Raw genomic sequence first — 20,144 nt, forward strand, 5'->3', positions numbered from 1 at the left:
GACATCCATCTGTCCAGCCAAACTCTTTTTCGACTAAAACAGCTATTTTTTATTTTTTCTTTGCTCTTAAATCATCCTCATCAAATGCATCCTCAATATTTGCACCGGCCGGTACCATTGGGAATACTTTATCATCAGAATCAATAATGCAGTCTAATACAACTGTTGTATTTAATTCAATTGCCTTTTTAATTGCATCGGCAAGTTCTTCTTTTTTTGTGACACGGATTCCTACCGCTCCCATCGCTTCTGCCAGTTTTACAAAATCTACTTTGTCATTTAATACTGTATTTGAGTATCTGTGATCATAGAATAAAGTCTGCCACTGACGTACCATTCCTAATACATGGTTATTGATGACAACCTGAATTAACGGCATATTGTTTCTTGTCGCAGTTGCAATTTCATTCATATTCATTCGGAAACATCCGTCTCCGGCTACATTGATGACAACTTTATCCGGATTTGCAGTTTTTGCACCGATTGCTGCTCCAAGTCCATATCCCATTGTTCCAAGTCCACCGGAAGATAAAAATCTTCTCGGCATTTTATATTTATAATACTGTGCAGCCCACATCTGATGCTGACCAACTTCTGTTACAATAATAGCGTCTCCCTTCGTCTGACGATATAATTCTTCAATGACTGCCGGGCCGGTCAGACCTTCCTGATTATAGCGAAGCGGATATTTTTCTTTTAATTCTTCTATGGTTTCTATCCATTCTTTATGCTCTTTTTCAGATATTTTTTCATTTAATTTCTGAAGAATTACTTTTGCGTCTCCTAAAACACTACAGTCTACTAAAATATTTTTATTGATTTCGGTTGCATCTACATCAATCTGAAGTACCTTTGCGTTTCTTGCAAAGTTTCTTGTATTTCCGGTTACACGGTCGCTGAATCTTGCACCAATCGTAATCAACAAATCACATTTGGTCACACCAAGATTGGATGCCTTTGTTCCATGCATACCCAGCATACCAGTATAAAGTTCATCTTCGCCGTCAAAGACACCTTTTCCCATTAAAGAATCTGTAACCGGTGCCTGAATCTTATGTGCCAGTTCACGAACTTCTTTCCATGCATTGGCAGCCACTGCACCTCCACCTACAAAGATAAATGGACGTTTTGCTTCCTGAATCATCTCAACCGCTTTTTCTAAATCTTCTTCTTTAATTTCAGAGACAAACGGTTTGATTTCTTTTGGCTCAACCTGTGTATATTCAGTTTTTGCAGCTGTTACATCTTTTGTAATGTCGACCAGGACCGGTCCTGGTCTGCCACTTTTTGCAATCGCAAACGCACGTCTGAGTGTTTTTGCAAGTTTTGTAACATCTTTTACGATAAAGCTGTGTTTTGTAATCGGCATTACCACACCTGCAATATCTACTTCCTGGAAACTGTCTTTTCCAAGAAGCGGAACACCTACATTACAAGTTACTGCAACAACCGGAACAGAATCCATAAATGCGGTCGCAATACCTGTTACCAGATTGGTTGCTCCTGGTCCACTGGTTGCAAAACAGACGCCTACTTTTCCGGTTGAACGTGCATATCCATCCGCTGCATGCGCAGCACCCTGCTCATGGGATGTTAAAATATGATGGATTTCATCACTGTGTTTATACAATTCATCATAAATATTTAAAATGGTTCCGCCTGGATATCCAAATACGGTATCCACACCCTGCTCTTTTAAACATTCGATTACAATCTCTGATCCTGTCAACTGCATCTCGAAGCCCTCCCAACGTTTTTTTATTTCTTTATTTCCAGAACCGCACCACGGTTTCCGCTTGTAACCATAGAAGCATAACGAGCCAGATATCCAGTTGTTACTTTTGGCTCTCTCGGCTGCCAGTTTGCTCTTCTTCTCTCCAGCTCTTCATCTGATACCACTAATTCCAGTTTTGTTTCCGGAATATTGATACGGATTAAATCACCTTCTTCTACCAGTGCAATTGGTCCGCCTACTGCTGCTTCCGGAGAAATATGCCCAATGGATGCACCCCTTGAGGCACCTGAGAAACGTCCATCTGTAATTAAAGCAACGCTTGAACCAAGACCCATACCTGCAATTGCAGAAGTTGGATTTAACATTTCTCTCATACCCGGACCGCCTTTTGGTCCTTCATAACGGATAACTACAACATCTCCTGCTACAATCTTTCCGCCTTTAATTGCTGCGATAGCATCTTCTTCACAGTCAAATACTCTTGCCGGTCCTTCATGAACCATCATTTCTTCACAAACTGCAGAACGTTTTACAACACCACCATCCGGAGCAAGGTTTCCTGTCAGAACAGCAAGTCCACCTGTCTGGCTGTATGGATTGTCGATTGGACGGATGACTTCCGGATTTAAGTTAACACAGTTTTTGATATTTTCTCCTACTGTCTTTCCGGTTACTGTCATACAATCCAGATTTAATAAATCTTTCTTAGCCAGCTCGTTCATAACAGCGTAAACACCGCCTGCTTCGTTTAAGTCTTCCATATAAGTAGAACCTGCCGGTGCCAAATGACAGAGGTTTGGTGTTTTCGCACTGACACCATTTGCAAATGTAATATCAAAATCAAATCCGATTTCGTGTGCAATTGCCGGAAGATGCAACATACTATTCGTAGAACATCCAAGCGCCATATCAACTGTTAACGCATTCATGATTGCATCTTTTGTCATAATATCACGTGGGCGGATATTTCTGCGGTACATTTCCATTACCTGCATACCTGCATGTTTTGCAAGTTTAATTCTTTCAGAATAAACAGCCGGAATCGTTCCGTTTCCTTTTAATCCCATACCCAATACTTCTGTCAGGCAGTTCATACTGTTTGCAGTATACATGCCAGAACAGGAACCACAGGTCGGGCATACTTTATTTTCAAATTCTTCTACATCTTCTGCAGTCATTGTACCTGCGCTGTAAGAACCAACTGCCTCGAACATGGAAGAAAGACTTCTTTTTTGTCCTTTTACATGACCAGCTAACATTGGACCGCCACTTACAAAAACAGTCGGTACATTGATTCTTGCTGCTGCCATTAAAAGACCCGGTACGTTTTTATCACAGTTTGGCACCATAACAAGGGCATCAAACTGATGAGCCAGAGCCATCGCTTCTGTAGAATCTGCAATCAAATCTCTTGTTACAAGAGAGTATTTCATACCGATATGTCCCATTGCAATTCCATCACAGACTGCAATTGCCGGAAATACAACCGGAGTACCGCCTGCCATGGCAACTCCAAGTTTTACTGCGTTTACAATTTTATCCAGATTCATATGACCTGGTACAATTTCATTATAAGAGCTTACAATACCTACTAACGGTTTTGACATCTCTTCTTTTGTCATTCCAAGAGCATTAAACAGGGAACGATGAGGTGCCTGCTGCATGCCTGTTCTTACTGCATCACTTTTCATTTTCTTAACATCCTTTCTTGATACGATACTTTTATGCGATATGTCCTGCAATTAAATCGCCCATCTCTGCCGTCCCTACCTGTTTCATTCCATCCTGCATGATATCTACAGTACGGTATCCTTCTGTTAAAACGCTCTGAACAGCGGATTCAATTGCATCGGCTTCTTTGTCTAAGTCCAGAGAGAAACGAAGCATCATTGCTGCGGATAAAATGGTAGCCAGCGGATTTGCAATTCCTTTTCCCGCAATATCCGGTGCAGAACCGTGGCTTGGTTCATATAAACCAAATTTGGTTTCATTTAAACTTGCAGAAGAAAGCATACCGATAGAACCTGTTACCATACTTGCTTCATCAGATAAGATATCTCCAAACATGTTTTCTGTCAAAATCACATCAAACTGAGCTGGATTATGTACTAACTGCATTGCGCAGTTATCAACCAGCATGTGCTCCAATGTAACTTCCGGATAATCTTTTGCCACTTCTTCTACTACTTTTCTCCAAAGTCTGGAAGAATCCAGCACATTTGCTTTATCCACACTTGTCACTTTTTTCTTTCTCTTCATTGCAATATCAAACGCCTTGACTGCAATTCTGCGGATTTCATTTTCATTATAAGAAAGGGTATCTACTGCTGTCTGTACACCATTTTCTTCATAAGTCTTTCTGTCTCCAAAATACAGACCGCCTGTCAGTTCACGAACGATAATCATATCAAATCCATCACCGATTACTTCTTCTTTTAACGGGCAGGCTCCCTTCAATTCATTGTACAGATAAGCCGGTCTTAAGTTTGCAAATAAATTCAGGGCTTTTCTGATTGCTAAAAGACCTGCCTCCGGACGTTTGGATGGCTCTAATTTGTACCATGGGGAAGTTTTTGCATCTCCTCCGATAGAACCCATCAAAACTGCATCCGAAGCCTTTGCATCGGCAATTGCTTCTTCTGTAAGCGGTACACCATGAGCATCAATGGATGCTCCTCCTAATAAAACCTCTTTATATGAAAAAGTATGTCCGTATACTTCACACACTTTATCGAGTACTTTTTTTGCTTCTGCTACGATCTCAGGACCAATGCCATCTCCTGAAATAAGTGCAATATTATAATTCATGAGTTCTCTCTCCCTTCCAGAAATTTTGTCACTTTTTATCTAAATATGATAATCCTTTTTGGGCTTTATTTCAAGGCATAATAAAGTGTTTGGCTATTCTTTTTCGTTATATAAGCTATAACACTTCTTTTTTTTATGCATTTTTATTCATTTTTCCGGAAGATTTCACAGGTTTTCTGACATCCCGTCTTTGTTCCCGCACACCCACCAAGTGCACTTTCCCGCAGTTCAAATGGCAGGCTTCTTCCTACATGATACATCGCTTCTACCATTTCATCAAATGGAATCAGGGCTTTCATTCCTGCTAATGCCTGCTGTGCACAGATTAATGCATTCGTCGCTCCAATACTGTTTCGGTTCTGGCAGGGTGCTTCCACAAGTCCTGCAATCGGGTCACAGACCAGACCTAACAGATTAGAAAGTGCCAGAGAGCCTGCGTCCAGACACTGCTTTGGTGTTCCGCCAAACATTTCTACTACACCTGCTGCCGCCATTGCACTTGCAGCACCGACTTCTGCCTGACAGCCTGCCTCCGCACCTGCTACGGATGCATTTCTCATAAGCAGATATCCCACTGCACCTGCAGTATACAGACCTTTTAATAAGATTTCATCTGACAATGCTTTTTCTTCTTTTAAGGCAAGAAATACCCCTGGAATGACTCCTGCTGAACCTGCCGTCGGTGCTGCAACAATCACACCCATTGAGGCATTTACTTCTAAAACTGCCATCGCATAAGTAATTGCTTTTAACACGACATCTCCACAGATATCTTTCTCTTTTCCTTTTTGTGAAAATAATAATTTCGCTTCTCCTCCGATGAGTCCTCCCATCGACGGTTTTTCATTTTCCAAAGGCTCTTTTGCCGCCGTCTTCATAATTTCCAGCGACTTTCTCATCTTTTCTTCAACTTCCTGTGCTGTCATAGAAGAAAAATCCATTTCACGCCGTTTCATCACCTCGGATATCGGAAGTTTTGTTTCCTCACATAATTTTAACAACTCTCCTGCATAATTAAAATCCATCATTCTCTCCTGCCTCTTCTTAAATCTGTACCAGCATAACATCCGAAACCAGAGGATTTTCCCGTATCCGTTCCACAACCTCATCCGGAATTCTCTCATCTGACTCTACAACTGTAAATGCTTTTGCACCTTTTTCTTCCCGAAACAGACGCATAAATGCAATATTTACTTCTCTTTCGCTAAGCACTTTTGTAATATGCGCTACAACTCCCGGACGGTCTGTCTGACTAATAATTAAGGTACTGTATTCTCCTGTAAAGTCCACATCAATCTGATTTAAACGTACAATTTTTACTTTTCCCCCTCCAATGGATACGCCTCTTACAAAAAGCCGTTCTCCATTTACCCCTGTCATATCAATATCTGCTGTATTTGGGTGTTCTTCTCCTGTATCCTGTCCAATTGAAAAATGATAGTCCAGATTTCGTTCTTTTGCGATTGAAAGAGAATCCCGAATTCTCAAATCATCTGTCTCAAATCCCATAATTCCCCCAAGCAGTGCACGGTCTGTTCCATGTCCCCGATATGTTTTTGCAAAAGAACCATACAACGTAAACTCAACTTTTTTGATTTCCGCCGGAAATAATTTCCTTGCAAGCAGTGCCATAGAAACCGCCCCCGCTGTATGTGAACTCGACGGACCTACCATGTTTGGTCCGATTACTTCGAATAAACTGATAAATGCCATAACCTCTTCTCCTTTTTAAGACAGAATGAATTTTTAATGTTTTTTTGAATTCACAGGACGAAATTTCCTATGAATTTAAAAAAACAGATGCCACCTGCTAAAAGCCCGTAACATCTGTTTCTGTTTTTTTGTTTCTATTTTTGTTTTTCCGTTTTATTTTTCTACGATTCCATCGCTTGCTTTTTCTACTTCCGCGATTGCCGCTTTTCTCATCGGAATTCTGCAGTTTTTGTTGTTTCCGAATTCTACGATTACATCTTCCTCTGTAATATCAATCAGAGTTCCGTAAAAACCGCTGGTTGTTACCACGCTGTCTCCTACTTCCATAGAAGATAACATAGAACTGACTCTCTGCTGTTCTTTCTTCTGAGGTCTCATAATCATGAAATACATCAAAACAAAAAATATAACAAGCGGTATTAACATGGATGCCATTGCTCCTGTTCCACTTGCACTTGCCTGTGCTAAAAACATTTTAGTTCCTCCTGCCTATTTGAACGTTATTACCATAATACACAATTTTATGCGTGACTTCAAGCCTTTTTGTTCTTTTTCATAGATTTTTTATTTTTCGTTTTTCTATCAAAGACTGGTTTCAAGCTTCTCTACCAAAAATCAATCTTTTGGTCCTGCTGCCATACGCTCTAATTTTTCCTGTTTATATTCTTCGTAACGTCCTTCTTCGATTGCTCCGCGAATTTCTTCCATCATTGTATTATAGAAGTACAGATTGTGAAGCACACAAAGTCTCATTCCAAGCATTTCTTTTGCTTTTAAAAGATGACGGATATAGGCTCTGCTGTAGCTTCTGCAGGCCGGACACTGGCATCCTTCTTCAATCGGACGGCTGTCCAGTTCATATTTTGCATTGAATAAATTCAGTTTTCCAAAGTTGGTATACACGTGTCCGTGTCGTCCGTTTCTGCTTGGATAAACACAGTCAAAGAAATCCACACCTCTTGAAACTGCCTCTAAAATATTTGCCGGGGTTCCTACTCCCATCAGATAAGTTGGTTTATTCTCCGGAAGATATGGTACTACACTGTCTAAAATTCGGTACATCTCTTCATGGCTTTCTCCTACCGCAAGACCACCAACTGCATAACCGTCCAAATCCATTTTAGAAATTTCTTTTGCGTGTGCGATACGGATATCATCATAGATTGCTCCCTGATTGATACCAAACAACAACTGATGCGGATTCACCGTATCTTCTAAAGAATTTAAGCGGTTCATCTCAGCTTTACATCTTGCAAGCCATCTTGTTGTACGTTCTACGGAATTCTGAACATACTCTCTGTCTGCCACACTTGACGGACATTCATCAAATGCCATTGCGATCGTAGAGCCTAAATTCGACTGAATCTGCATACTCTCTTCCGGTCCCATAAAGATTTTTCTTCCATCAACATGAGAATTAAAATAAACGCCTTCTTCTTTAATTTTTCTTAATTTTGCCAGCGAAAACACCTGAAATCCACCTGAATCTGTAAGAATCGGACGATCCCAGTTCATAAACTTATGAAGTCCGCCTAATTTTTTAATAACCTGATCTCCCGGACGGACATGAAGATGATACGTATTCGACAACTCCACCTGTGTTTTTATTTCATGCAAATCGGTTGTTGAAACTGCACCTTTAATTGCAGCTACCGTACCTACATTCATAAACACCGGTGTTTCAATGCTTCCATGCACCGTTTCCATGTGAGCACGTTTTGCCATCCCATCTTTTTTTAAAATTTTATACATAAAAACTTCCTCTCTCTAATTGAAAAATTTCCTGTATTTTTGGTCTTGTACTCTATTATTTTCTTCAAACCTGTCTCTAAATACAACAATAGATACGGAGATATTTTATCATAAGTCAGACAAATTTCCAATTGTTTTTTTATCTATCTTGTCGTATAATGTACTTTGATTTGTAACCGGTCTGAATTTTTTTGGATTTGTTACGATATTTTTTTTCTTTTTTTATAATAAATAGGAAATAACTCATTAACGGCGGCTTTTTGCCGTCCCATTTTTTTACATTGGTATTTACTCAAATTAAGGAGGTTTCTTTATGCCAACATTACAAGATACCAAACCGTTCGTCTATCCACTTGGAATCGACATCGGTTCTACAACTGTAAAAATTGCCATTTTGGGTCAGGAAAATGAACTGCTCTTCTCTGATTATGAACGTCATTTTGCAGATATTCAAAATACACTGGCCTCTCTTTTAAATAAAGCCTATCAGAAACTGGGTGCAATTTCTGTCCATCCGGTTATTACCGGTTCCGGAGGACTTACCCTTGCCAATCACTTAGAAGTTCCATTTGTACAGGAAGTTATCGCAGTTTCTACTTCTCTTCAGGAACGTGCTCCGCTTACCGACGTTGCAATCGAACTTGGTGGGGAAGATGCAAAAATTATTTATTTTGAAGGCGGAAATGTAGAACAGCGTATGAACGGAATCTGTGCCGGTGGTACCGGTTCTTTCATCGACCAGATGGCATCTCTTCTTCAAACGGATGCTCCTGGCTTAAATGAATATGCAAAACATTACAAAGCACTTTATCCGATTGCAGCCCGTTGCGGTGTATTTGCCAAGACTGATATTCAGCCGTTAATCAATGAAGGAGCCACAAAAGAAGACCTGTCCGCTTCTATCTTTCAGGCAGTTGTCAATCAGACCATCAGTGGTCTTGCCTGTGGAAAACCAATTCGTGGACATGTTGCCTTCCTTGGAGGTCCGCTTCACTTTCTTTCTGAATTAAAAGAAGCCTTTATCCGTACCTTAAAACTTGATGAAGAACATACCATTGTTCCGGAAAATTCCCACTTATTTGCCGCTATCGGTTCTGCTTTAAACGCCAAAGAAGATGCATCCGATGTTTCTATTACCGAGATGAGAGACCGTCTTTCTGCCAACATTAAAATGGAATTTGAAGTCAATCGTATGGAACCGCTTTTTGCTTCAAAAGAAGACTATGATGCATTTAACATGCGTCAGAGTCAGTATACCGTAAAAACAGGAGACTTAGCCTCTTATAAAGGAAACTGTTTCCTTGGAATTGATGCCGGTTCTACTACAACCAAAGCAGCCCTTGTCGGTGAAGATGGTTCTTTACTGTTCTCTTTTTACAGCAATAACAACGGAAATCCGCTTGCTACAAGTATCCGCGCCATTCAGCAGATTTATAAAGAACTGCCACAGGGTGCAAAAATTGCTTATTCCTGTTCTACCGGATATGGTGAAGCTTTAATCAAAGCTGCCTTAATGTTAGATGAAGGTGAAGTGGAAACCGTTTCTCATTACTATGCAGCTGCCTTCTTTGACCCGGAAGTAGACTGTATCTTAGACATCGGCGGTCAGGATATGAAATGTATCAAAATCAAGAATCAGACCGTTGACAGTGTACAGCTTAATGAAGCCTGCTCCTCCGGCTGTGGTTCTTTCATCGAAACTTTTGCAAATTCCTTAAATTACAGTGTACAGGATTTCGCCAAAGCTGCATTATTTGCGAAAAACCCGATTGACCTCGGTACAAGATGTACCGTATTTATGAACTCAAAAGTAAAACAGGCTCAAAAAGAAGGTGCAGAAGTTTCCGATATCTCTGCCGGTCTTGCCTATTCCGTTATCAAAAACGCCCTGTACAAAGTAATCAAAGTTTCCGATGCTTCTGAACTTGGACGTCACATCGTCGTACAGGGTGGTACTTTTTATAATGACGCAGTCCTTAGAAGTTTTGAAAAAATTGCCAACTGTGAAGCCATCCGTCCGGACATTGCCGGTATCATGGGAGCGTTCGGTGCTGCCTTGATTGCAAGAGAACGTTATAGTGCCGGTACTGAAACGACCATGTTATCCATTGATAAAATCAATGAATTAAAATACACAACCACAATGGCAAACTGTAAAGGCTGTACCAATAACTGCCGTCTGACTATCAATAAATTCTCAGGAGGTCGTCAGTTTATCTCAGGAAACCGTTGTGAACGTGGGATTGGAAAAGAGAAAAATAAAGAAAGAATCCCAAATCTTTATGAATACAAATACAAAAAGCTCTTTTCTTATGAACCGCTTACCGAAGATAAGGCAGTCAGAGGAAAAGTCGGAATTCCTCGTGTTTTAAATATGTTTGAAAACTATCCATTCTGGTATACCTTCTTTACACAATTAAAGTATCAGGTTGTCCTTTCTCCAACCTCTACCAGAAAGATTTACGAGCTTGGAATTGAATCCATCCCAAGTGAATCGGAATGTTATCCTGCAAAGCTGGCACATGGACATGTTTCCTGGCTGATTAAACAAAACGTCAATTACATCTTCTATCCTTGCGTTCCTTATGAACGTACGGAATTTGAAGATTCCATTAATCATTATAACTGTCCAATTGTCACTTCTTACGCCGAAAATATTAAAAATAATATTGATGAACTGGACAATCCAAATATTCGTTTTCATAATCCATTTCTTGCCCTAACCAACGAGGAAACCGTAACGAAACGCCTTATCGAAGAATTTTCGGATATTCCGGCTTCAGAAGTGCAAAATGCAGCTCACCTTGCATGGGTTGAAATGGCACACTGTCGGGAAGACATCCGCAGAAAAGGGGAAGAAACTTTAGATTATCTGGAAAAAACCGGTCGTCGTGGAATTGTACTCGCCGGACGTCCGTACCATATTGACCCTGAAATCCATCATGGTATTCCGGATTTGATTAACACTTACGGAATTGCAGTTTTGACAGAAGATTCGATTTCTCATTTAGCACCGATTGAACGTCCGCTTCGTGTCAATGACCAGTGGATGTATCACACCCGTCTTTATGCTGCTGCAAACTTTGTAAAAGAAAAAGACAATCTGGATTTAATTCAGCTGAACTCTTTTGGATGTGGACTCGACGCAGTTACAACCGATGAAGTCAATGAAATTCTTTCAAACAGTGGAAAAACTTATACCTGCTTAAAAATTGATGAGGTCAATAACTTAGGTGCTGCCAGAATCCGTATTCGTTCCTTAATCGCAGCCCTGCGCATTAAAGAAAAACAAAACGCTACCCGCAAAATTGTACCATCCTCCATCAAGAAAGTTCCGTTTACTCAGGAAATGAGAAAAGATTATACGATTCTGTGTCCTCAGATGTCACCGATTCATTTTTCTATCCTGGAATCTGCTTTTAACTCCTGTGGCTATCATTTAGAGGTACTTCCAAATGATAACAAAGAAGCGGTTGATGTTGGCTTAAAATATGTAAATAACGATGCCTGCTATCCATCCTTAATGGTAGTCGGTCAGATTATGCAGGCTCTGCTTTCCGGAAAATATGATGTACATAAAGTGGCAATTATCATGTCACAGACCGGTGGCGGATGTCGTGCTTCCAACTATATTGGATTTATCCGCCGTGCTTTAAAGAAAGCAGATTTAGGATTTATTCCGGTTATCTCTATTAACTTAAGCGGACTCGAAGCCAATCCCGGATTTAAGATTACACCAAAACTTGCAACCCGTCTCGCTTACGGTGCAGTATTTGGTGATGTCCTCATGAAATGTCTTTACCGGATGCGTCCTTATGAATCCGTAAAGGGTTCTGCAAATGCCCTGCACCGCAAATGGGAACGCCGTTGTATGGAATTTGTTTCCGGAAAACATGCAAGTTTCGCACAATTTAACCGTATCTGCCGCCAGATGATACGAGAATTTGACACCCTGCCAATCACAAACGAAAAGAAACCACGTGTTGGCATCGTCGGAGAAATCCTTGTCAAATTCCTTCCGGCTGCAAACAACTATCTGGCAGAACTGCTTGAAAAAGAAGGTGCAGAGGCCGTATGTCCGGATTTACTGGACTTCATGAACTACTGCTTCTATAACCAGAATTTTAAAGCAGAAAAACTTGGATTTAAAAAATCCACTGCAAATGCAGCAAACCTTGGAATCAAAGCTCTTGAATTTATCCGAGGTACTGCCAATAAAGAATTTGAAAAGAGCCGTCACTTTACACCATCTGCCAAAATCGAAGATTTGGCAAAAATGGCTGCACCAATTGTTTCTATGGGAAATCAAACCGGTGAAGGCTGGTTCTTAACCGGAGAAATGATGGAGCTGATTCACTCCGATGCTCCAAACATTGTCTGCATCCAGCCATTTGCCTGCCTGCCAAACCATATCGTAGGAAAAGGTGTTATTAAAGCCATCCGAAAAGAATATCCAAAGGCAAACATCGTGGCAATCGACTATGATCCAGGTGCAAGTGAAGTAAACCAATTAAATCGAATTAAATTAATGCTTTCTACTGCATTTAAACGACTTGATGAAACAAATAGCTAATTCTTAGCTGAACTAAAAAAGACCGTCTCATCCGAAATTGAATGGATGAAATGGTCTTTTTGGTTTATTTTAAAATCTTTAATTTCTGTGCAACCTGTGCCAGTCTTGTTCCTCCCGGAAGTGCTGCCAAATCTTCTTTTTTCGGTTTTGCAACCACTAAATATCCCACAAAATAAACAACCATTGCAAGTGCAATCGATGGAATCAGGGAAATAAAATTCGAACCAATCACTACGTACACCAGTTTATATACAACAACTGCAACGATTCCCATTGGAATCGATGCTAAGATTGGAACAAAATAGGCAGATCTCCATGGATTTTTATATCCTAAGTATTTCTTTAATGCACGATCATTTAAGACACACATAACCAGTGCATATACCACCATCGCAAGTACGACTGCATAGATTCCCATATTGGTAAATACTAACACCAGAGCAAGGAAAACAATATCGACTCCCAGCGAAATTGCTGCATTAATCATAGGAATATTGGCTTTTCCGATTGCCTGAAGCACACCATTTGAAATATTTGAAGTACTGTTTAAGATAACCGTAATAACGCCAATCACCATCAGCTGTCCTGCAACTCCCTCTGTGGATGGGAAAATCAGGCGTGTAACCGGCTGTGCAAGCACGGCAAGTCCCACAGACGCCGGAATCGAAATCAGCATCGCAATCCATGTTGCCTGGTCAATCTTTCTTTTTGTTTCTTCTAAATCACCAATCGCATACTGTGCAGATACTTCAGGCATCATGGAAGTCGGTGCGGTACTTGCAAGAGTCAGCGGAATATTAATCAATGTCATAAAGAAGCCATACTCTGCATAATTCTGTTTTACCAGACTGTTTGGAACACCTTTCCAGCCAAGAATCGAAGTATACATCACTCCATTAATATAACCGTTTACGTTATAAATAAATGCGCTTAAGATAATCGGAGCTGCAATCAGCAAAATTATTTTCATAATGGAGCGATAGCTTTCATTTACCGATACTCTGTCATTTTTTATTTTCTTTGCAATCATCTTATGATTCACTCTATAGACAAAAAGCATAAATAAAAAGGCGGTGCAGACGCCGGCTCCTGTTCCCATTGTAGCACCTGCTGCACTCCATCTTTGCAGAGTATCTTCTCCTGCATTAGCAAAGTGGCGCACCATAAATCCAGAAGCTAAAAGAGCTACTGTCGCCACTGCAATCTGCTCTAAAATCTGTGAAATCGAAGTTGGAAGCATATTTCGATATGCCTGGAAATATCCACGAAACACACCTAAGATACCAGATACAAAAATCGTTGGTGCTAACATCTGAAGCGCCAGTCTCGCATTTGCCATATTATCCGGTACTAAAATAGACGCACCGAAAATACAAACAAGTGCTGCAATTCCACCTGCTATTACAGCATATAAGAGTGCTCCTTTAAAAACTCTCTGAGCATCCCTGTAACGTTTAAATGCAATTCTCTCTGACATGATTTTTGATACTGCCTGCGGAATACTAAAGGAAGCAATCATCAACAAAATAAAATACGCATTCTGTGCAAACTGAAAACAGGCAAAACTTTCTCGTCCAATTAACGTAGTCAGCGGACTCTTATAAAGCATACCTATAATTTTGGAAATCAAAGCAGCAACCATCAGAAACGTTGCATTTTTTACCAGGGTATTATTATTTTCTTTTTTACTCATCTTTCTTGTGTCCTCTATCTGTTTTCTATCTGTTTTCTATCTATTTTCTATCTGCCAGTCAATCGGTTCAATTCCATGCTGAATTAAAAATTCATTTGTCTGACTGAAATGATGACATCCAAAAAATCCTCTGTATGCAGATAATGGACTTGGATGAGGAGCTTCTAAAATCAAGTGTTTTGGATTATTCAACATACTTTTTTTCATCTGCGCCGGACGTCCCCAAAGTAAAAACACCATCGGGCGGTCTATCTTATTTAAAATACGAATTGCTGCATCCGTAAATTCTTCCCAGCCGATTCCCTTATGAGAATTTGCCTGATGCGCACGAACCGTAAGCACGGTATTGAGCATTAACACTCCCTGCTTCGCCCATTTCTCCAGATATCCATTATTCGGAATATAACATCCACAATCATCATGCAGCTCCTGATAGATATTTACCAATGATGGTGGAACTTCTACCTCCGGTTTTACGGAAAAACATAATCCATGTGCCTGTCCGTCATTATGATATGGATCCTGCCCTAAAATAACAACTTTTACTCTATCAAGCGGAGTAAAATGAAATGCATTAAAAATATCATCCGGTGCGGGAAAAACCTTATATGTTTTATATTCCTGTCCTATTGTTGTAAATAACTTTCGATAGTATTCTTTTCCAAATTCCGGCTTTAAAGCCTCATACCACTGCCCCTGTAATGGCGGCATAGTCATTCCTCCTTTGCATATTTTCTTATATTTATTACCAAAGCCAAACATCTTATTGTATCTAAAATATATTGAAGTACAAATAGCGTTTGCTCTTTTTATTCTGGCATCATTCAGTTTAGCAGAATCAGTATTAAAAAGCAAGAAGCGGACAGATTGTTGTTCTGCCCGATTCTTAATTCTCATCCAACCACACTTTTACATTGTCTGATTTCCTTTTTTAATTTTCTCTATTCTGTGACTGCAAGTAAAGCAGACATTTGCGCACTTAAAGCGGATGAATGCTTATCTGCAGTAAAGCGGACATTCGCAATCCGCTTCGCTACTTGCTCATGAACGCAGTCGCTTCGCGATCTGTCAGTGGGAGCTTTCAACTCTCACTGACAGAAGCATCCCCCCTCACCCGCCGCTTAGTGCCCCGCGCACTTGAAGCGGGGGAATGCTTATCTGCATTCAAGTTCAAACCAGAATTCTACCCCATTTTCATAATTTTTCACACCAAATTTCTGGTTCATACTTTCCATAATTGCTTTTACAATAGATAAGCCAATTCCACTGCCACCATATTCTCTTGTTCTCGCCTTATCAACTTTATAGAACTTAATCCAGATTTTATCAATGTCTTCCTCCGGAATTGGTTTTCCGGTATTAAATACAGACAGTCGGATATGTCCTTCTCTCCTTTGCATTTTAATCTCAATTTTCCGCTCTCCATCGATATGATTAATTGCATTGGAGACATAATTTGTCACAACTTCTTCGATTTTAAATTCATCTCCCCATACATAAACCGAAGTATCCTGAACAAACAAAATCTGTGCATCTTTCTGGTCTGCAAGAAGCTGTGCGGAATTTACCACACCACGTACCAATTCGGTCAAATCAAAACATTCCATTGAAATCTGGTCGTTTCCAAACTCTAATTGATTTAAAGTAAGAAGTTTCTTTACCATATTGTTCATTTTTGCAGCTTCATCAATAATGACTTCACAATAAAAATCCCTGCTTTCTGCTTCATCATTGATACATTCTTTTAAGCCTTCTGCATATCCCTGAATTAAAGCAATCGGCGTCTTTAACTCATGCGATACATTTGAAAGAAATTCTTTTCTCATATCATCAATCCGCTCTTTTTTTTCAATGTCTTTTTGCAGTTCATTATTTGCAGTTTTCAGTTCTGAAATCGTCTGTTCCAGTTCTTTTGACATTTTATTAAAATTCTGTCCCAAAACACCGATTTCGTCTTCTCCACCACTTTCATATTTTGCATTGAAATCAAGATTACTCATCCGAATGGAAATATCTGTCAGCTCTTCAAGCGGTTTTGTCAGACGTTGGCTTAAAAACCAGATAGCAAGAATACTAATTGCCACAACAATCATACCTGTATAAAGATAAAACATATTGGAAATCTGGATACTGTCACTAATTCCTGCCATCGGCAGGCGAATCAAGAACACATTATTATTGTCAAGCATTCCCCACATATCAAGATAATCCATATCCATGTCACGATTCACTTCCAGCGTGTAATTATCTGTTTCTTCTAAAGTCGAACTTTTTGCAGGTGCAACTCCCGTAATGTATCCAAATAAACTCGCATATAAACGGTTTGCATTTCTGCTGTCGTAATCCAGAATTTCCGAATGATTCGTATCTAAGATAACCCATGAGATATTTTTTTCAATGCAGATACTTTTTAAGCTCTGCACTTTATCACTGGTCAGACTGTCATATTGATTCAACTTTTCATAGACATCCTGAATGGCATCCGTCTTTTTTGCTACATAATACCGTTCTAAAAGAAAGCTGTTTGAGAGAGCTATCAGCACAAATGCAATTACAACAATCCCTACAAATGTAACAATCAGACGGGCTTTAATTGATTTTTTAATTCCTAAACCTCGAACTTGTATCCCATTCCCCATATTGTTTTAATATACTCTCCTTTCTCTCCCATTTTACTACGCAGTTTTTTTACATGCGTATCGATGGTTCTTGCATCTCCAAAATAATCATAATTCCATACCGAATTTAAAATTTTTTCTCTGGAAAGTGCAATTCCCTGATTTTCCAAAAAATAAGTCAAAAGTTCAAACTCTTTATAACTCAATTCCATTGGTTTTCCATCAATCGTCGCAATATGAGCCGATTTATTGACTTCAATTCCACCTGCTTCCAATACATCGGTCGCTCCGACATTGGTTCTTCTTAAAATTGCCTCCACACGTGCTACCAGAATCTTCGGGCTAAACGGTTTTGAAATGTATTCGTCTACTCCAAGCTCAAATCCAAGCAGTTCATCCCTTTCATCCCCTCTTGCAGTCAACATGATAATCGGAACTTTGGATTCTTTACGAATCTCTCTGCAGACCCCCCATCCATCCAGCTTTGGCATCATCACATCTAATATCAATAAAGAAATATCTTTTGTTTTATAAAAAATATCCAGGGCTTCCTCTCCATCTCCAGCCTCTAATACTTCAAAATTCTGTTTTACCAAAAAGTCACGAACCAGCTTTCTCATTCTGCTTTCATCATCTACTACTAAAATTTTGCCTTTATCCATAATTACTCCTCTTTCCTGCCGTTTTTGTGCAAGCACAAACGCAATTATACTTTTAACACTTACTTCATTATAACAGCTATCTATGATATTTTTGTGAATTTTTTCTTTCTTATTTAAAAACTTAGGAACCATTTTGTTCTATAGACTGAGAAACAAAAAAGGAATGAAAAAGCATCTTTGACACTTCTTCATTCCTTTTTAAATTCGACTTCTTCTAGTCAGATGGACCTGGCGGGAATCGAACCCGCGTCCGAAAGTCTATCCCTTGCGGCATCTCCCATCACAGTTGTTCTTTTGACATTCCCTCCTGCAACCGCCGAGCAACAGGCTGCTGCATTTAGTAGCTTCATAAATTCTTCTACTTTCTCAAAGCTTTGAAAGCAAAGTGCCCTGCAAGTTCGATGCCAGATTCTTAAGCAGCAGGTGACTTAAGGCTGACAAGCTGCACTTAGGCAGCTAACGCTAAATTATTATCTGCGTTTATATTTAGTTTCCAGGTTGGTACGCAGTCCCGGAGTCTGCGGATGGCTTCCTCAACTTCAAAACCCCCGTCGAAACCAGTACAAGCCCGTTACTGGTCTTTCTATCCGAAAGTATTGATACAAAGTATACAATACCTGTTTTTACAGCCTTTGTCAAGTTTTTTTTCATTTTCTATTTTTATTTTAATTTTTTAGATTATTTACAGTTTTTTCAAATTTTAACCACAGTTTCTTCACATCTTTGGTTTATATTAGAATCAACAAAGAAAAACAAAACCACCTTAACAACGACTGTTACTATTAACTTTTTTAGTTTTTTTCATAAACGCAGGGTGAACCGAAACAGCTCACCCTGCCCTCCTTTCTGAATTTATCGAAGAATCCCTCAAACGAGATTCTTTTTTATTCTTTATTTTGTCTTTTTTCTAATTAATTTTCTTTTTGAGTTTATCTACAATCTCCTTCATGCACCCCTCTTCAAACGGAGAGCGGATTCCTGCTGCTTTTAACAGATTTTCAAAATAATCAGATGCAGACAGACGACATAATTTTAAATAGCTCTGCCATGCTTCTTTATAATCTTCATCCATTTTATTTTTATATTCAAATGCGCAAAGCTGTGCAATCACATAATCGATGTAGTAAAATGGATAACTGTAAATATGATGCTGTCTCTGCCAATAGCATCCTTTTGCATAAAATGCAAGCGCTCCATAATCCTGATGTGGCTTATAAATCTGTTCTAATTCTTTCCACACTGCTTTTCGTTCATCTGGAGTTAATTCCGGATTGTCATAAATACGATGCTGAAATTCATCTACCATACAGCCATAAGGGATAAATAATGCTGCATCTTCTAAGTGCATTTCTTTGTAGTCATCCGCAGTTTTCCCTTCAAAAAACAGCCCATACCAAGGCTCAGTAAAAAATTCCATCGACATCGAATGGATCTCTGCGGTTTCCATTCCGATATCTGCATGCTCCCGAATTGGGTCTTTTGCAGAAAGATATCCCTGAAAGGCATGTCCACATTCATGTGTGATAACATCCACATCTCCACTTGTTCCGTTAAAGTTTGCAAACACAAACGGGGCATGATAATCTGGCAGATAAGTCATATAGCCACCAACTGCCTTCGATTTTCTTCCAAAAACATCCAACAGCTGATTTTCCATCATAAAATCAAAAAATTCTTTTGTTTCCTCTGAAAGTTCACAATACATTTTTTGTCCCTGTGCCAGTATCTCCTCCGGACTGCCTGACGGCTGTGGATTTCCTTCCGGTCCATAAACCTGTTCATCTGAAAAATACAAGTGCTCCAAATTCAGACGTCTTTTTCTTTTTTCATACAGGCTTTCTGAAAATGGAACCCAGTATTCTTTCACCTGTCTGCGCAGAGCTTCTACCTGCTCCTGTCCATAACTGTTTCTTTGCATCCGTCGATAAGCCAGCTCCGTATAGGTATCAAATCCAAGAAGTTTTGCCTGCTCGGTACGATTTTTTACCAGCTTATCATAGATTTCATCCAATTTATCTGCAATACTTAAGTAAAACTCGTTCTGTTTTTCGCATGCCTCTCTTCGCACTTTCGGGTCTTTGCTTTTTAAGTACGGACCCAGCAGAGAAAGATTTAAAATTTCTCCATTCCATTCAATTTTGGCACTCGCAAGCAGTTTCTCATATTCAGTTGTCAGTGCGTTTTCTTCCTGCATCAGGGGAATAACTGTTTCATTGACCGATTCAAATGCCAGTTCCATATTTTTAAATGCAACCGGACCAATCTTTTTTTCCAGTTCCTTACGATAAGGAGAATGATACAGCTGTTTTTGATATTCGATTAAAAGATTGCTGTACTCCGGAACTTTTTCATCATAATATGCCTGTTCTTTTTCATAAAATTCGTCTGTTGTATCTAAGGTATGACGGATTGATGCCAGCGTAATCTGCGTTGATACCTTATCGGTTAGTTTATAATACTTTTTATGAACTTCAAACTGTGCTTCTGCATCTTCTGCCTGTTTAAACTCTTCCATCAAAGCATTTAATTCTTTTTTTGCCTCAGCAAAATCAATTCTCTGATATGGCATGTCACAAAACTTCATGTTCGT

The 20,144-nt window shown here is 39.5% G+C and carries 13 protein-coding genes and 1 other RNA gene; 1 reads left to right on the top strand and 13 read right to left on the bottom strand.

Going from position 1 to position 20,144, the window contains the following annotated elements:
- Positions 1 to 49: 49 nt before the first annotated feature.
- The 7 genes from ilvB to tgt form a co-directional block, all read right to left on the bottom strand.
- Positions 50 to 1,735 (bottom strand): biosynthetic-type acetolactate synthase large subunit, encoded by a 1,686-nt coding sequence (ilvB, locus tag ACYQ2D_RS04155; RefSeq protein WP_459784732.1) that lies wholly within the window; start codon positions 1,733 to 1,735, stop codon positions 50 to 52.
- Positions 1,736 to 1,758: 23 nt separating this feature from the next.
- Positions 1,759 to 3,426, bottom strand: a complete 1,668-nt coding sequence (gene ilvD / locus ACYQ2D_RS04160; protein WP_022303601.1) for a dihydroxy-acid dehydratase — start codon at positions 3,424 to 3,426, stop codon at positions 1,759 to 1,761.
- 31 nt (positions 3,427 to 3,457) lie between these two features.
- On the bottom strand, positions 3,458 to 4,543 hold the full coding sequence (gene leuB, locus ACYQ2D_RS04165; protein WP_022303602.1) for a 3-isopropylmalate dehydrogenase: 1,086 nt from the start codon (positions 4,541 to 4,543) through the stop codon (positions 3,458 to 3,460).
- Between the two features lie 143 nt (positions 4,544 to 4,686).
- Positions 4,687 to 5,568 (bottom strand): L-serine ammonia-lyase, iron-sulfur-dependent, subunit alpha, encoded by an 882-nt coding sequence (gene sdaAA, locus ACYQ2D_RS04170; protein WP_459785304.1) that lies wholly within the window; start codon positions 5,566 to 5,568, stop codon positions 4,687 to 4,689.
- A gap of 19 nt (positions 5,569 to 5,587) precedes the next feature.
- On the bottom strand, positions 5,588 to 6,256 hold the full coding sequence (gene sdaAB / locus ACYQ2D_RS04175) for an L-serine ammonia-lyase, iron-sulfur-dependent subunit beta (protein ID WP_444139183.1): 669 nt from the start codon (positions 6,254 to 6,256) through the stop codon (positions 5,588 to 5,590).
- Between the two features lie 153 nt (positions 6,257 to 6,409).
- Positions 6,410 to 6,730 carry a preprotein translocase subunit YajC gene (yajC, locus tag ACYQ2D_RS04180; protein ID WP_459784733.1) on the bottom strand — a complete coding sequence of 107 codons (321 nt, stop codon included), beginning with the start codon at positions 6,728 to 6,730 and terminating at the stop codon, positions 6,410 to 6,412.
- A gap of 141 nt (positions 6,731 to 6,871) precedes the next feature.
- Positions 6,872 to 8,008: a tRNA guanosine(34) transglycosylase Tgt gene (tgt, locus tag ACYQ2D_RS04185; protein ID WP_459784734.1), complete on the bottom strand. Its 1,137-nt coding sequence runs from the start codon at positions 8,006 to 8,008 to the stop codon at positions 6,872 to 6,874.
- Positions 8,009 to 8,321: 313 nt separating this feature from the next.
- Here tgt and ACYQ2D_RS04190 point away from each other — a divergent pair, with 313 nt between their 5' ends.
- Positions 8,322 to 12,581 (top strand): 2-hydroxyacyl-CoA dehydratase, encoded by a 4,260-nt coding sequence (locus ACYQ2D_RS04190; protein WP_187558117.1) that lies wholly within the window; start codon positions 8,322 to 8,324, stop codon positions 12,579 to 12,581.
- A gap of 64 nt (positions 12,582 to 12,645) precedes the next feature.
- Here ACYQ2D_RS04190 and ACYQ2D_RS04195 read toward each other — a convergent pair whose 3' ends face one another.
- The 6 genes from ACYQ2D_RS04195 to ACYQ2D_RS04220 all read right to left on the bottom strand — a co-directional run bounded on the left by ACYQ2D_RS04195 (position 12,646) and on the right by ACYQ2D_RS04220 (position 20,138).
- On the bottom strand, positions 12,646 to 14,274 hold the full coding sequence (locus tag ACYQ2D_RS04195) for a putative polysaccharide biosynthesis protein (RefSeq protein WP_459784735.1): 1,629 nt from the start codon (positions 14,272 to 14,274) through the stop codon (positions 12,646 to 12,648).
- Positions 14,275 to 14,310: 36 nt separating this feature from the next.
- A complete protein-coding gene (locus ACYQ2D_RS04200; protein WP_022303609.1) occupies positions 14,311 to 14,985 on the bottom strand; it encodes a uracil-DNA glycosylase in 675 nt (224 codons plus the stop codon).
- A 443-nt stretch (positions 14,986 to 15,428) separates the two neighbouring features.
- The gene (locus ACYQ2D_RS04205; RefSeq protein WP_022304396.1) at positions 15,429 to 16,913 is read right to left on the bottom strand and encodes a sensor histidine kinase; all 1,485 of its coding nucleotides are present in this window, start codon (positions 16,911 to 16,913) and stop codon (positions 15,429 to 15,431) included.
- Positions 16,883 to 17,554 carry a response regulator transcription factor gene (locus ACYQ2D_RS04210; RefSeq protein WP_022304397.1) on the bottom strand — a complete coding sequence of 224 codons (672 nt, stop codon included), beginning with the start codon at positions 17,552 to 17,554 and terminating at the stop codon, positions 16,883 to 16,885. Before ACYQ2D_RS04210 ends, ACYQ2D_RS04205 begins: the two co-directional genes overlap by 31 nt.
- A gap of 220 nt (positions 17,555 to 17,774) precedes the next feature.
- Positions 17,775 to 18,124: a transfer-messenger RNA gene (gene ssrA, locus ACYQ2D_RS04215) on the bottom strand.
- Between the two features lie 337 nt (positions 18,125 to 18,461).
- A complete protein-coding gene (locus ACYQ2D_RS04220) occupies positions 18,462 to 20,138 on the bottom strand; it encodes a M3 family oligoendopeptidase (RefSeq protein WP_444147376.1) in 1,677 nt (558 codons plus the stop codon).
- Positions 20,139 to 20,144 lie beyond the last annotated feature (6 nt).

The organism is Blautia stercoris, assembly GCF_054657695.1.